At 64.9% G+C, this 14,535-nt stretch carries 13 protein-coding genes; 9 read left to right on the forward strand and 4 right to left on the reverse strand.

What is annotated here, in order from left to right; genetic code table 11:
* Window positions 1–98: 98 nt before the first annotated feature.
* The 8 genes from AC59GX_RS05575 to AC59GX_RS05610 all read left to right on the forward strand — a co-directional run bounded on the left by AC59GX_RS05575 (window position 99) and on the right by AC59GX_RS05610 (window position 8,547).
* Entirely contained in the window at window positions 99–2,540 is a 2,442-nt protein-coding gene (locus AC59GX_RS05575; protein WP_426280712.1) for a TonB-dependent receptor, read from the forward strand.
* A 199-nt stretch (window positions 2,541–2,739) separates the two neighbouring features.
* The gene (locus AC59GX_RS05580) at window positions 2,740–3,174 is read left to right on the forward strand and encodes a hypothetical protein (RefSeq protein ID WP_426280711.1); all 435 of its coding nucleotides are present in this window, start codon (window positions 2,740–2,742) and stop codon (window positions 3,172–3,174) included.
* Between the two features lie 48 nt (window positions 3,175–3,222).
* On the forward strand, window positions 3,223–4,083 hold the full coding sequence (gene panB / locus AC59GX_RS05585; protein ID WP_497301183.1) for a 3-methyl-2-oxobutanoate hydroxymethyltransferase: 861 nt from the start codon (window positions 3,223–3,225) through the stop codon (window positions 4,081–4,083).
* Window positions 4,084–4,155: 72 nt separating this feature from the next.
* Complete coding sequence (locus tag AC59GX_RS05590) at window positions 4,156–4,896, forward strand: tetratricopeptide repeat protein (protein WP_426280708.1); 741 nt, start codon at window positions 4,156–4,158, stop codon at window positions 4,894–4,896.
* Entirely contained in the window at window positions 4,893–6,218 is a 1,326-nt protein-coding gene (locus tag AC59GX_RS05595; protein WP_426280706.1) for an outer membrane protein assembly factor BamB family protein, read from the forward strand. The genes AC59GX_RS05590 and AC59GX_RS05595 overlap by 4 nt, the downstream gene beginning before the upstream one ends.
* Window positions 6,219–6,412: 194 nt before the next feature.
* Window positions 6,413–7,798: a ribosome biogenesis GTPase Der gene (gene der / locus AC59GX_RS05600; protein ID WP_426280705.1), complete on the forward strand. Its 1,386-nt coding sequence runs from the start codon at window positions 6,413–6,415 to the stop codon at window positions 7,796–7,798.
* A 14-nt stretch (window positions 7,799–7,812) separates the two neighbouring features.
* The gene (locus AC59GX_RS05605; RefSeq protein ID WP_497301186.1) at window positions 7,813–8,022 is read left to right on the forward strand and encodes a sulfurtransferase TusA family protein; all 210 of its coding nucleotides are present in this window, start codon (window positions 7,813–7,815) and stop codon (window positions 8,020–8,022) included.
* An 84-nt stretch (window positions 8,023–8,106) separates the two neighbouring features.
* Window positions 8,107–8,547: an Hpt domain-containing protein gene (locus AC59GX_RS05610; protein ID WP_426280703.1), complete on the forward strand. Its 441-nt coding sequence runs from the start codon at window positions 8,107–8,109 to the stop codon at window positions 8,545–8,547.
* A gap of 69 nt (window positions 8,548–8,616) precedes the next feature.
* Here AC59GX_RS05610 and bfr read toward each other — a convergent pair whose 3' ends face one another.
* From bfr to purL, 4 genes are all read right to left on the reverse strand, one after another.
* A complete protein-coding gene (gene bfr, locus AC59GX_RS05615) occupies window positions 8,617–9,132 on the reverse strand; it encodes a bacterioferritin (RefSeq protein WP_426280702.1) in 516 nt (171 codons plus the stop codon).
* A 103-nt stretch (window positions 9,133–9,235) separates the two neighbouring features.
* A complete protein-coding gene (locus AC59GX_RS05620) occupies window positions 9,236–9,406 on the reverse strand; it encodes a (2Fe-2S)-binding protein (RefSeq protein ID WP_426280701.1) in 171 nt (56 codons plus the stop codon).
* A gap of 81 nt (window positions 9,407–9,487) precedes the next feature.
* On the reverse strand, window positions 9,488–10,738 hold the full coding sequence (locus AC59GX_RS05625) for a DUF418 domain-containing protein (RefSeq protein WP_426280700.1): 1,251 nt from the start codon (window positions 10,736–10,738) through the stop codon (window positions 9,488–9,490).
* 969 nt (window positions 10,739–11,707) lie between these two features.
* Window positions 11,708–13,936: a phosphoribosylformylglycinamidine synthase subunit PurL gene (gene purL, locus AC59GX_RS05630; protein WP_426280699.1), complete on the reverse strand. Its 2,229-nt coding sequence runs from the start codon at window positions 13,934–13,936 to the stop codon at window positions 11,708–11,710.
* Window positions 13,937–14,136: 200 nt separating this feature from the next.
* Here purL and AC59GX_RS05635 point away from each other — a divergent pair, with 200 nt between their 5' ends.
* Window positions 14,137–14,535 carry a DUF1842 domain-containing protein gene (locus AC59GX_RS05635; RefSeq protein WP_426280697.1) on the forward strand — a complete coding sequence of 133 codons (399 nt, stop codon included), beginning with the start codon at window positions 14,137–14,139 and terminating at the stop codon, window positions 14,533–14,535.

The raw sequence follows: 14,535 nt of genomic DNA on the forward strand, positions 1-14,535 counted from the left end.
AGGGGGACAAGTCACGCTTTCCGCCTCCCAAGACATGCTCGCATTGAATATCCCCTGAATTACTAGACTTTGCGCGGCAAGGTTTAGGGGAAACATTCATGTCGCTAACGCTTGCTCTGTTGCTTGCCGGTCAGGCCGCTACCGTATCAACGCCGGCCGTTCCGCCGCAGACGCCCGCCGGCGAGCAGGCTGACGCACAGGCCAACGGTCGCCTCGGCAATCAGCAGCAGGGCGGGGGCGGGGACGTCGTCGTTACCGCGCGCCGTCGCGCCGAAACGATCCAGACCGTGCCGATCGCGATGTCCGTCATCGGTGGCACCGCGCTCGCCGAGACCGGCGCGTACAATGTCAGCCGCCTGACGCAGCTTCAGCCGACGCTGCAATTCTACTCCACGAACCCGCGCAATTCCGCCGCCAACATTCGCGGCCTTGGCGCACCGTTCGGCCTGACCAACGACGGGATCGAGCAGGGCGTCGGCATCTATGTCGACCAGGTCTATTACAGCCGGATCGCCTCGGCGACGTTCGACTTTACCGATACCGAGCGGATCGAGGTCCTTCGCGGGCCGCAGGGCACGCTCTACGGCAAGAACACCACCGCTGGCGCGATCAACATCACGACGCGGAAACCCAGCTTCACGCCCGAGGCGCGGATCGAGCTCACGACCGGCAATTATCAGTTCATCCAGGCCAAGGCGTCGGTGTCTGGCCCGCTGATCCCCGACAAGCTCGCGATCCGGTTGTCCGCCTCGGTGACCGAGCGCGACGGCACGATCCACAACGTCGTGACCGGCAAGAACCTCAACGCGCAGGACAATAAGAGCGTCCGCGGACAGCTCTACTGGAAGCCGACCGAGACGCTCGATTTCGCCCTGTCGGGTGATTACGGCCAGCAGAACCCCGATTGCTGCGTGCAATATTACGTTCGCACCGGCGCGACTCAGCGGCCGCTGATCCGGCAATATGCCGCGCTCGCTGCCGCGCAGGGCTATGTCGTACCATCGACCAACGCGTTCGACCGGGTGACCGATGTCGATACGCCCTTGCGTGCAAAGCAGGAACTGGGTGGCGTCTCGTTGCTCGGCAATCTGGATTTGGGCGCGGCCACGATCACGTCGGTTAGCGCATGGCGGTTCTGGCATTGGGATCCGTCGAACGATCGCGACTTTATCGGCCTGCCGATCACCACCGTGTCTGCCAATCCGTCGCAGCAGACGCAGTACAGCCAGGAGTTGCGGATCGCCTCGAACGGCAAGCACACGCTCGATTACGTGCTCGGCGCATTCTACTTCTACCAGACGATCGATACGCAAGGGCTTCAGGTCCAGGGGCCGGCGGCCAGCGCTTTCCTGCTCAACCCGACCAGCACGGGCGGGAAGAATCCGGCGACGCTGAACGGCCTGACCGCGCGCAACACGATCGGCTTCAAGAACACCAGCGCGGCGCTGTTCGGCAAGCTGACCTGGAACGTTAGCGACCGGTTCCAGATCACGCCGGGCCTGCGGCTCAACTACGACAAGAAGAAGGGTGATTACGTCTCGGTCGTGACGACCGGTGCCGGCGAACTCGTCACCAGCGATGCAAGATTCAACGACCAGCGCGGTGTGCTCGCGCCGCAGAGCTATCAGCCCGATTTCGACAATTGGAACCTGTCGGGCGACATTACGGCGGCCTACACCGTGACTTCCGACATCCACGCCTATGCGACCTATGCGCGGAGCTACAAATCCGGCGGGATCAACCTGTCCGGCCTGCCGCTCGACGGCAGCAACAATCCGATCCTATCGGCCGCCACGGTGAAACCCGAGAAGGTCAATCACTACGAGCTGGGCCTGAAGACGCAGTTCCTCGATCGCCGACTGACGCTCAACCTCGCCGGCTTTTGGACCGAGATCAGCGATTACCAAGCGACCGTCACCAACGGCCAGCTCGGCGTGTTGCGCGGCTATCTCGCCAATGCCGGCAAGGTGCGGACTCGCGGTCTGGAGTTCGATTCGGCCTTCCGCCCCACCGACCGGTTCAGCGTCTACGCCAACGGAGCCTATACCGACGCGAAATACGTGAAGTTCGTCGATGCGCCGTGCCCGCCTGAGCTGTCGGGAGGCTCTGCCCCTACCGCGACCAGCCTGCCTGGTCCGGCAGGGACGGGGACGGTCAGCCCGGCCAATTGCGACATCTCCGGTCAGCGCCTGCCCGGCGTGTCGAAATGGGCCTTCTCTTACGGCGCCGAATACGATCTGCCAGCCACGATTGGCGGCGTCGATGGCCAGCTGTATCTCGGCTATGACGGCAGCTATCGGTCGACCTTCTCGTCCAACCCGTCGCGATCGCTGTACACCGACATCAAGGGCTATGCGCTCAGCAACTTCCGCTTGGGATTCAAGGCGAAGGACAGTTGGAACGTTTTCGGCTGGGTGCGTAACGCGTTCGACCATAATTATTACGAAGTGCTCGCGCTCCAGTCCGGCAGCACAGGCCTGGTCGTGGGACAGCCCGGGGATCCGCGCACCTATGGCCTGACCGTGTCGCGATCTTTCTGATCGCCGCGCGTCTGTCGTCACGACGCGTTCAGGTTGAGCGCGATACCTCTCGAATACGGCCCGGAGGGACGTCGCAGTCGGAAGCTCCCGATGTCCCTCCGGTTCCGGATCTACGGCATCTTGCCGCGTATCGGCGACCTCTTGCGCACGGCCTCTGCGGAGCGCAGTCTGTCGACCAGTAACAGGCAGGGGCGGCGACATGTTCTTCGTACGACAGGGGCCCTTGTGGTTTCGCATGACGACAGGCGTGCTCGTTCTTTGGGGACTCGTCGGATGTTTCATGTGCCTGCAACAGCTCAGGCTCGGCGCGGATGCGATGGGGCAGGCGAGCGCTTATGACCGCGCGCTCTATGCAGCGTTGCCCAACTGGTACGACCCACTGTTCGCGGTCGCGGTGCTAACGGGGCTCGTCGGCGCGGTGTTGCTGTTCATGCGCCGCGCCAGTGCGCGTCCGTTCCTGATCGCGTCGCTGGTGGCGACGATCGCGCAGTTCGGCTGGCTGTTCGCCTCGACCGACATCGTCGCGCACAAGGGCGCGAGTGAGACGCTGGGCTTGCCCTTCGTCATCATCGCGGTCGCGGCGTTCACGCTCTGGCTCGTCGGCCATGCGCGGCTGAAGGGCTGGGCAGTATGACGCGCACGACACTGGGCGAGCGCGACGCCGCACGCTATTAGCGCCGCTATGTCCACGACCTACACCCTCGACACCGCGACGAGTCGCGCCAACCCGACGCCCGCGCCGCTCAAGCGCCTGACGATCCCCGCGATCCGCCGCCAGAAGGGCAAGACGCCGCTCGTCATGCTCACCGCCTACACCGTGCGGACAGCGCAGTTGCTCGACCCGCACTGCGACATGCTGCTGGTCGGCGACAGCCTGGGGCAGGTGATCTACGGCCTGCCATCGACCGTGCCCGTAACGCTGGACATGATGGCGGCGCACGGCGCTGCGGTGGTACGCGGCAGCTATCACGCGGTGGTGGTGATCGACATGCCGTTCGGCAGCTACGAAGCTTCGCCCGAAAAGGCGTTCGAGAGCGCGGCGTATCTGCTCAAGCAGACGGGCGCAGCGGCGGTGAAGCTCGAAGGCGGTATCGCGATGGCGCCTACCGTCAAGTTCCTGACCGAGCGCGGCATTCCGGTGATGGGCCATGTCGGCCTCACCCCGCAGGCGGTCAACGTGCTCGGGGGCTACGGCGCGCGCGGTCGAACGCCCGAGGAAGCCGCCAAGATCGTCGCCGACGCGCAGGGCATCGCCGAGGCGGGCGCATTCTCGCTCGTGATCGAGGGCGTGGTCGAGCCGATCGCGATCGAGATCACCAACACCATCGCCTGCCCGACGATCGGCATCGGTGCATCCGCGCAGTGCGACGGCCAGGTGCTGGTGACCGAGGACATGCTGGGCATGTTCGAGCGTACCGCGAAGTTCGTGAAGCGGTTCGCCGATATCGCCGATACGATCTCGTCCGCGACGCAGACCTATGCCGACGATGTGCGAAGCCGCGCGTTTCCGGGCGCCGAGCAGGTCTACGCGCCCAAGGATTGATCCGCTTCCGTTTCGGTTCCGGCGCGGCTAAGGTCCGCGCCGCCCACCCCCTCACTATTTCCGGAGCATTCCTTGGCCCTCCCGCCGAAAACCGATCAAGCATTCCTGCGTGAGGTCGACGAAGAACTCCGACGCGACCAGCTCGCCGGGTTCTGGACGAACTGGGGCAAATGGGTCGTGGTTGGCGTCGTCGCCGCACTCGCCGCACTCGCTGGCTTCCTGTACTGGCAGCATCACAACAGCGAGGCCGCTGGTGTCGAGGGCGAGCAGCTTCAGGCCGCTTACGATTCGCTCGGTGCGAACAACGCCGCGGCTGCGTCGAAGCCGCTGGCCGAACTCGCCAAGTCGAACCGCGACGGCTACCGCGCACTCGCGCTGTTCACGCAGGCCGATGTCCTTCTTCAGAAGGATGACCTGAAGGGGGCTGCTGCCAAGCTCGGTTCGATCGCTGCGGATACGTCGCTGGCAAAGCCGTTCCGCGATCTCGCGCTGGTTCGCCAGACGTCGGCCGAGTTCGATACGCTGAAGCCGCAGGTCGTCGTCGAGCGGCTTCGTCCGCTGGCGGTGCCCGGCGGTCCGTGGCTCGGTAGCGCGGGTGAGATGGTTGCGATCTCCTATCTCCGCATGAACCAGCGCCAGCAGGCGGGGACTATGTTCGGCCAGATCGCGCGCGATACCGGCGTGCCCGAGACGATCCGTCAACGCGCTGTTCAGATGGCTGGCGTACTGGGTGTGGACGCTGTTGCCAGCACGGGCGCTACTGCCAGGGTTATCACTCCGGCTGCATCAAACGAGGATACCAAGGCGCAATGATGAAGACATATCGGGTGACGGTGGCCGTTGCCGCGCTGGTGGCGCTCAGCGGTTGCGGGATTTTCAAGGGCGGCGGCAACAAGAAGACGCCGACGCTCGGCGACCGCGTGTCGATCCTGGTGTCGGAGAACGAGGTCGAGACCGACAAGACGATCGCCGACGTCCAGGTCCTGTTGCCGGCGCCTGCGGTCAACGACGCCTGGGCCCAGCCCGGCGGCAACCCCGCCAAGTCGATGGGTCAGCTCGCGCTCGGCGACCAGCCCAAGCGTCTCTGGCAGGCCGGTATCGACGGTGGCTCGAACCGCGAACGTCTCGGCGCAGCCCCGGTCGTTGCCGACGGCAAGTTGTTCGTCACCGACGTCACCGCGACGATCCATGCCTTCACCGCCGACACCGGCGCCGCGCTGTGGAGCGCGGGGATCACCGAGGGCAAGCTCAACAAGGCGGCACGCTTCGGCGGCGGCGTCAGTTATGACGACGGCAAGCTTTACGCCACCGACGGTGTCGGCGACGTCGTCGCGATGAGCGCGGCGGACGGCAAGATTCTCTGGCGCGCCAAGCCCGGCGCGCCGCTCCGCGGCTCGCCGACGGTTGCCAATGGCGCGGTCTATGTCCTTACGCAGGACAATCAGGTCTTCTCGCTCAACCAGGCCGACGGCAAGGTTCAGTGGGTCCAGTCGGGCACGCTCGAGACGCAGGGCGTGTTCGGCGTCGCGGCACCCGCCGTGAGCCAGGGCACCGTGGTCGCCGGCTTCTCCAGCGGCGAACTCAGCGCGTATCGCTACGAGAACGGCCGTATCCTGTGGCAGGACGCGCTGTCGCGCACCTCGATCACGACGTCGGTGTCGAGCCTGTCGGACATCGACGCCGCACCGGTCATCGATGGCGGCCGCGTCTATGCCGTTGGGCAAGGCGGCCGCATGGTCGCACTCGAACTGTCGACCGGACAGCGTCTGTGGGAGCAGAACTTCGCCGGCATCTCGACCCCCTGGATCGCGGGCGAGTGGCTGTTCGTGGTGACCGACGATGCCAAGCTGGTCTGCTTGTCTCGTTCGAACGGCAAGGCTCGCTGGATCGCCCAGTTGAAGCGGTTTCAGAACGAGAAGAAGCGTAGCAACGCCGTCACTTGGTTCGGCCCGATCCTGGCTGGCAACCGCCTCGTCCTGACCAACTCGCGCGGCGAGATCAATTTCGTCTCGCCGACGGACGGCACGGTAAGCTCGACGATTGAGACGAAGACCCCGTTCTCGCTGCCGCCGATCGTCGCGAACTCGACGCTCTACACGCTCGACCAGAAGGGCAAGGTCACCGCGTACAGGTAACCGAAACCCCCTTTCCCCGCCGGGGAGAGGGAAGGGGCCCGCCGCACTTGCGGTGGGAAGGGTGAGGGGAGTGAGGCTAGGATCACCTGCCCCAACTACCCCTCACCCTTCCGTCGCCTAAGGCTCCTCCCTCCCTCTCCCCGGAGGGCGAGGGACTAGGTGACCTTTCGCGCGACACGCGCTAAGGGCACGCCATGTCCAAACTCCCCGTGGTCGCGATCGTCGGCCGCCCAAATGTCGGCAAGTCGACTCTTTTCAACCGCCTCGTCGGCAAGAAGCTCGCGCTGGTCGACGACCGGCCTGGCGTCACGCGCGATCGCCGTGAAGGCGATGCGTCGCTGATCGGTCTTGAATTCCGCATCATCGACACCGCCGGCTATGAAGACCACGACGCACAGACGTTGCCCGGCCGGATGCGCCAGCAGACCGAAGCCGCCGTCGAACAAGCCGATGTCGCGCTGTTCCTGTTCGATGCGCGCGCTGGCATCGTGCCGCTCGACGAAGAGATCGCGCGCTGGCTGCGCACCGCTGACGTCCCCGTGATCCTCGTCGCCAACAAGGCCGAAGGTCGCGCGGGCGAAGACGGTATCCTCGAATCGCTCGCGCTAGGCTTCGGCGACCCGGTCCAGCTGTCGGCCGAGCACGGCGAAGGCATGGGCGACCTGTTCGAAGGCCTGCTCCCGCTACTCGAAGGCAAGGAAGAGCCGCCCGAGGAACAGCCCGACAATGAATATGAGGGCCCGCTGAAGCTCGCGATCGTCGGCCGCCCGAACGCGGGCAAGTCGACGCTCGTCAACCGCATTCTCGGTGAAGATCGCATGATCACCGGCCCCGAAGCCGGCATCACGCGAGATTCGATCAGCGTCGACTACGACTGGCATCCGACCGGTGGCGAGGCGCGGAAAGTGCGCCTGATCGACACCGCGGGCATGCGCAAGCGCGCCAAGGTGCAGGACAAGCTCGAGAAGATGTCGGTCGAGGACGCGCTGCATGCGGTCGACTTCGCCGAGGTCGTGGTGCTGCTGCTCGACGCGACGCTGGGTCTCGAGGCGCAGGATCTCCGCATCGCCGACAGGGTGCTGCAGGAGGGCCGCGCACTCGTCATCGCGCTCAACAAATGGGACATCGCCGAGAGCGCATCGTCGCTGTTCAACGGCGTCAAGCGCGCTCTCGAAGACGGCTTAAGCCAGGTCAAGGGCGTTACCGTGATGACCGTGTCCGGCGCGACCGGCAAGGGCATCGACCAGTTGCTCCAGGCCTGCTTCGACACGCGCGACGCGTGGTCGAAGCGTGTCGGCACCGGCGAACTCAATCGCTGGTTCGAGCGCGCGATCGAAGCGACCCCGCCGCCCGCTCCCGGTGGCAAGCGGATCAAGATGCGCTACGTCACGCAGGTCAAGACGCGACCGCCCAGCTTCGTCATCTTCGGCACGCGCGTCGATCAGCTGCCGGCAAGCTACGAGCGGTATCTGGTCAATTCGATGCGCAAGGATCTCGGCTTCGGCGCGGTGCCGGTGCGCCTGATGTTCCGCGCGCCGAAGAATCCGTACGACGACGGCAAGGGCGGCGGCGGCCACTAGGCGTGGTGTCGGGCGTGGTCCGTATCGACGCCAGGGGCATGCGTTGTCCTTGGCCTGCGATGCGGCTCGCCCGCGCGTTACGGAATGGTGCGACCCGCGTCGAGGTGACAGCGGATGACCCTCAAGCCCCGACCGAACTCGCGGCGGTCGCGGCGTCCGCCAATGCAACAATAGAAATCGTTTTGGATGTATCTATTTCAGTCTTTGTCGTAACTTGTCGTTAGTTTTTCAACACTGTGTTTACCTTGGTTATGTATGATACGGCTCTGACCTTCATGGCGCTATTTGCTTAACGGGAGAAGGCGACAGTGGCGTTCGAGGGAAGCACCCTGATCAATTGGCCCGCGTTCGTGCAGGCGCGCAACGAACTCGGCGCGGGATTTGGCCGCATCCTCGGATATTTTCGTGAGGACGGCGTGAAGTCGGTTGCTGCGATCGAGGCGGCGATGCGTACGCTCAATGCTGCAGCCATGGTGATACCCGCGCATACGCTGAAGGGTGAAGCGCGGCAGTTCGGGGCGGAGCCGCTTGCCGATCTGGCGGAGGCAATCGAGACGATTGCGCGCGATTGCCTGGAAATGCAGGACACGCCCGACGAGGCGCTGGAGCATATCGTCCGGTTACGGCCGCTTTTCGTCGAGACGCTGACGCTGCTGGAGCGCGAGGCCAACCCGGTCGCAGTGCGCAAGCCCGTTGCGGGCGGTGGGTTTGGGCGTCGTGCCGTACCGACTGGGTTCGGAGGGGAATAATTCGTCGCCAGACTGACGGATAATGCAGCCCTGTCATCTCACCTTTCAGCGAGATGACAGGGGGGTGAATCAGCCCTTCAGATGCGGCGCCGCGCCCGCCTTGGGCGAATCATGTTCCGAGATCGAGTTGAGCTGGATGTAGTTGTGGATACCCATCCGCGCGATCATCTCGAACTGGCGCTCGAGCGTATCGACATGCTCTTCCTCGCTGGCGAGGATGCGGGCGAACAGGTCGCGGCTGATATAGTCCTTGACCTCTTCGCAGTAGGAGATCGCGCCCTTGAGCTGGACGGTGGCCTCGACTTCGAGCGCCAGATCCGACTTCAGCACTTCCTCGACGGTCTCGCCGATGCGAAGGCGGCCGAGCAGCTGGAAGTTCGGCAGGCCGTCGAGGAACAGGATGCGCTCCGACAGCCAGTCGGCGTGCTTCATCTCGTCGATCGATTCCATCCGCTCGTACTGGGCGAGCTTGTAAACGCCCCAATGCTCGAGCATCCGGTAATGGAGCCAATATTGATTGACCGCGGTCAGCTCGTTCTTGAGCGCCTCGTTCAGGAATTCGATTACTTGGGGGTCGCCGCGCATGGCCATATCTCCGTCACCTCTGACAGACATGTAGCGGGCTGACACAGATTAGCACAACCCCAAAAAATGGCAGTTTTCCGGGCTTTTCTAGCTGTTGCGACGCTTATGCAGCGGCGCGTTCGTCGTCGATAATCGCTCGCGCTATCGACGTGCACTGGCCGCATTTGGGTTTCCGACCCATCGAGCGGAAGGCCTGGCACGGTGTAGTGCAACCGCCGCGTGCGCAGTTGCGAACGTCGGATTCTCGTATGGCATTGCAAACGCAGACGACCATGGGAACTCCCTAGCTGTAAGCACGGGATACGGATAATGCGAACCACTCGCAAGCCCTTTTGCGTCTTATTCGCAAATAGCGTCATCGGCTGGCCGTGAATGCCGAACCGCGCATCGGCTGCCACGCGAAGCGGGAGAGGCTGCGCCATAGCCATTCGAGCGGACCGTAGCGGAACCGGTCGAGCCACGGCTTCGACCATAGAAGCATCAGCAGGCAAACCGGTACGACGACCAGATAGAGCTGGGCTCGCGACAATGTGCCGTACAGCCCGAAGCCGTACCCGTAGAACAGGGTGGTGCAGAGGACGGTCGTGCCGAGATAGTTGGAGAATGCCATTCGACCTGCCGCCGAGACTCGGGCCGTCAACCAGCCGCCGGGCCGTGCGAGCAGGATGATTGCCGCGGCGTACCCCATGATCGTCAGTGGCCGAAGCGGGGTTGCGAGCGCGAGCCACGACAGCGCCACATAGCGCGCGTCGAACCCGTGGGCGATGTCGAACGCCGCGATGGCCGCATAGCAGATCCAGCCGAGTCCGATTCCGACGACCGCAATCACGGTGTAGCGTCGCCGCGACCATTCCCCCGTCAGGAACCCCGATCGCAGCCCCGCCATGCCGAACAGCATGAAGCCTAGCGTCTCCGGACCAGTGGCGGTGAGGGACGTGATCGGCCCAGCGCCGTGCGTCCAACGCCACGCGACCAGATCGCGCCATCCGCCACGTCCGATGGCAAGTTCGCGGGTGACGGAGGCGGGGGAGGGCTGGCCGAATTGATCCGCCAACAGCTGCCAGTTCGTGAAGACCCGCGCCGTTGCGCCCGGCCGGTGCGCGGCGGCGTGAAGGTCGAACGTGTAGGCGACGAGCGTCGTCAGCTCGACCGTCTGGAGCGCGATGCAGGCGAGCCCGACGCCGATCAGCCAGCGGACCGGCAACCGCGCGAACATGTACGCGAGCGCGCCGACCAGCGCGTAGTGCGCGAGGATGTCGCCCCACCACAGCAGGTACAGGTGTGCGATGCCGAACACGAACAGCCACGCCATGCGGCGCAGGTGGACGGTCGCCGGGTCTTCGCCGCTCGCCTCGGCCCGGTCGATGACCAGCAGCATAGACGCGCCGAACAGGAACGAGAACAACCCGCGCATCTTGCCGTCGATGACGATGAAGGTCGTGGTCCAGGCGATCAGGTCGGGCGTGCTCGGCGCGCCCATCGAGGCGGGGGTCATGTAGGCGAATTCGGGGAAGCCGAATGCGGCGATGTTTGAGGCGAGGATGCCCATGACGGCGACGCCACGGATGAGGTCGAGCGTGGCGATTCTGGTGGGCGCGGGGGTCATGCGGGCAGAGTGAAGTATAGGAAGTACAGGCGCTCGCGCGGCGTTTCGTGAGAGCGTCGTATCGCTTGGGTTGAGGCAATCCTAACGGCGGGCTTGCTGGTGACGGCGACGCCACGGATGAGGTCGAGCGTGGCGGTTCTGGCGGGGGCGGGGGGGCTGCGGGAAAAGTGAAGTATAGGAAGTGTAGACGCTCGCGCAGCATTTTCGTGAGGCCGTCGTACACGCTGGAAGACGGCATGATCGCGCTCGGCGGCGTTGCAAGCGTGGCTGCCTCGGCCGGGCCGGCCCGATACAGGTGGTGCTCGATCGACGCTTGGACCGGGTCGACGCGTCTTGGTAGCGCTGTAGGTTTGGAATGCTTCGGTCATGGTTCGACGCTGGCATATCGGGGTGGTGTAGGACAGTCCGCTTTGAGGGGCATCTCGGCGTCAGAAGCCTCGCGGCTTGGTGCGTGGGCCAGCCGGTAGGACATCTGCTTGACCTGTCGTCCCTGCGCAATACCTCGCTTGTTGTCCTCCTCGGGTGTCGCCCCTGAAGCCGATCCGCCCCGGCACCCCAACGAACGCTGGGGTATCCCCGTTTGCTGCCGCTGCAGCCCGGTGCGGGAGATCCCAGCTTTCGCTGGGATGACGGAGGGGGGGGGTCGCCGCGTCCTACTTGAGCTTGATCGAACGACATCTCTCCGCTCCTTGTCCTCCCGCGAAGGCGGAGCCCAGACTGGGTCCCCGCCTTTGCGGGGAAACATACTGTGGTTCGTATTCGTGCCTCATCCAGAAGGGCGACCACCCCGGCGAAGGCCGGGGCCCAATTGGGGGACGATCATGGCTGCGGGCATCGCTTCGTTACTGCGGCCATCCCAATTGGGCCCCGGCCTCCGCCGGGGTGGTTGCTTTGCTTTGCTTTGCTTTGCGTTGGGGCGGAGCGGGGCGGGGGCGATCTAGGAACGGTAGGCCACCGCGGCCGAACCCATCACGCCAGTGCTGCGTCGACCCCCATAAGCTTCGGGAAGAACCCCTCGTGCGCAGTCCGCAGCGCATCCAACGCGATGACGTCGTCGCGGTCGGGGCGTTCGAAGATCAGGCGCTTGCCGCCGGTGCGACCCAGGGGTTCGGCCTCGACGTCCGCTGCATGGGCCGCGCCGAGGAAGTCGAGCAGCGAATGATCGTCGACGGTGACGATGTAGACGCCCTGGTCCTCCGCGAAGAACGAGCGCGCGCAGTCGAATGGCTGCTTCCGGTCGATCATCGCGCCGATTCCGCCGGCCAGCGCCATCTCGGCGAGCGTCACCGCGATGCCGCCGTCGGACACGTCGTGGACCGCGGTCAGCTGGCCCAACGCGATCGCTTCGCGGATCAGGTCGCCGACGCGGCGCTCGGCAGCGAGATCGACCGGCGGCGGCGGGCCGGCGTCGAGCTGTTCGCGGCCGTGGCACTCGCGCAGCCACAGCGACTGGCCGAGATGGCCACCGCGCGTGCCGACCGCGAGGATGATGTCGCCCGAGCCCTTGAACGCGATCGTCGCATTCTTCTGCCAGTCGGCGAGCAACCCGATCGCGCCGATCGCCGGGGTCGGCAAGATCGCCGAGCCGCCGCCCGTGGCCTTCGATTCATTGTAGAGCGAGACGTTGCCCGAGACGATCGGGAAATCGAGCGCGATGCAGGCGTCGCTCATGCCTTCGAGGCAGCCTACGATCTGGCCCATGATCTCGGGGCGCTGCGGGTTGGCGAAGTTCAGGCAGTTGGTGACGGCGAGCGGCAGCGCGCCGACCGCGGTCAGGTTGCGCCAGGCTTCGGCGACCGCCTGCTTGCCGCCCTCGACCGGGTCGGCGAAACAGTAGCGCGGCGTGCAGTCGGTGGTCATCGCCAGCGCCTTCTGCGTACCGTGGACGCGGACGACCGCGGCGTCGCCACCCGGGCGCTGCACCGTGTCGGCGCCGACCATGTGATCGTACTGCTCCCAGATCCAGCGGCGTGAGGCGATATCGGGCGAGCCCATCAACGTGAGCAGGTCGGCGGCGATGTCGCTGCTGTGCGGCGCGTTGGCGAGCGGCGCGGGCTTGGGCGTCGGGACGTGCGGGCGGTCGTACAGCGGCGCCTCGTCGGCGAGCGGCCCGAGCGGGATGTCGCAGACGGTCTCGCCCTTGAAATTCAGCACCATGCGGCCGGTGTCGGTGACTCGGCCGATCACCGCGAAATCGAGCTCCCACTTCTTGAAGATCGCCTCGGCCTCGGCTTCGCGGCCGGGCTTGAGGACCATCAGCATGCGCTCCTGCGATTCCGAGAGCATCATCTCGTACGGCGTCATGCCGGTCTCGCGCTGCGGCACGTCGTCCATCGTCAGCTCGATGCCGACGCCGCCCTTCGACGCCATCTCGACCGCGGACGAGGTAAGGCCGGCGGCGCCCATGTCCTGGATCGCGACGATCACGTCGGTGGCCATGAGTTCGAGACACGCTTCGATCAGCAGCTTCTCGGTGAACGGATCGCCGACCTGCACGGTCGGGCGCTTGGCGTCCGAATCCTCGCCGAAGTCCGCGCTCGCCATCGTCGCGCCGTGGATACCGTCGCGGCCGGTCTTGCTGCCGACATAGACGATCGGATTGCCGATGCCCGAAGCTGCCGAATAGAAGATCTTGTCCTGGTCGGCGATCCCGACGGTCATCGCGTTGACCAGGATGTTGCCGTCGTATGCCGAGTGGAAGTTCACTTCACCGCCGACGGTCGGAACGCCGACGCAATTGCCGTAGCCGCCGATGCCGTGGACCACGCCCGAAATCAGGTGGCGCATCTTGGGGTGATCGGGGCGGCCGAAGCGGAGTGCGTTGAGGTTGGCGATCGGCCGCGCGCCCATCGTGAAGACGTCGCGCAGGATGCCGCCGACGCCGGTTGCTGCGCCCTGATAGGGCTCGATGTAGGACGGGTGGTTGTGGCTCTCCATCTTGAAGATCGCCGCCTGGTTGTCGCCGATATCGACGACGCCGGCATTCTCGCCTGGGCCGCAGATGACGCGGGGGCCCTTGGTGGGCAGCTTCATCAGGTGGATCTTGCTGGATTTGTAGCTGCAATGCTCGGACCACATGACCGAGAAGATGCCGAGCTCGACCATGTTCGGCTCGCGGCCGATGGCGCGCAGGACGCGCTCATATTCTTCGGGGGACAGGCCGTGGTCGGCGACGATCTGCGGTGTGATCTCGGTCATGGGGCGGCAGATAGCGGTGACGGCGGTCCGCGTCACCCTTTGTACGTCAGATTCCTGTGGCGGAGCCGCGTAAAAGGTTTCGGGGTCAGTCCATACACGTCTCGACCGGTTCGTTTCGGACCCAATCCCGCTGGACTCGACAGTCGTCCCGTGAGGAACTCCAGTAACGGATCAGGATGGATCCGGAGGAGGAAATACTCATGACCGAGCCGGTTGGATATTACCAAGTAAAGCTGGACGTCAAGCATGGCGGATTTGCAGGCGCGCCGACGCTTCATCTCGATCTCGGCGTGAATGCCCCGACCGGACAAATCTCCGGATCGGCGCAAATCACGCAAGCATTGCCGCCACCTTACGGCACGACCGTCATTCCCCATGTCACGGGTGCGATCCTGCATACCGGGTTCGGGCACGACACCTTGCTCGTGCACGTCGCCGGCCAATATGTTGTTTCGGTACCACCACCCGGAATCGGATCGTATCTCGCCCACTTCAGCGCCGCGCTGGCCGTGGCCAAGGATTGGAACGGCAAGGGTTCGTTCGAATATAGCGGCCACGTCATCACCGACTGTACGGTGAAGAACGTGTCCGCAGGCTGA

The sequence above is a fragment of the Sphingomonas sp. 320_CC genome, assembly GCF_059691795.1.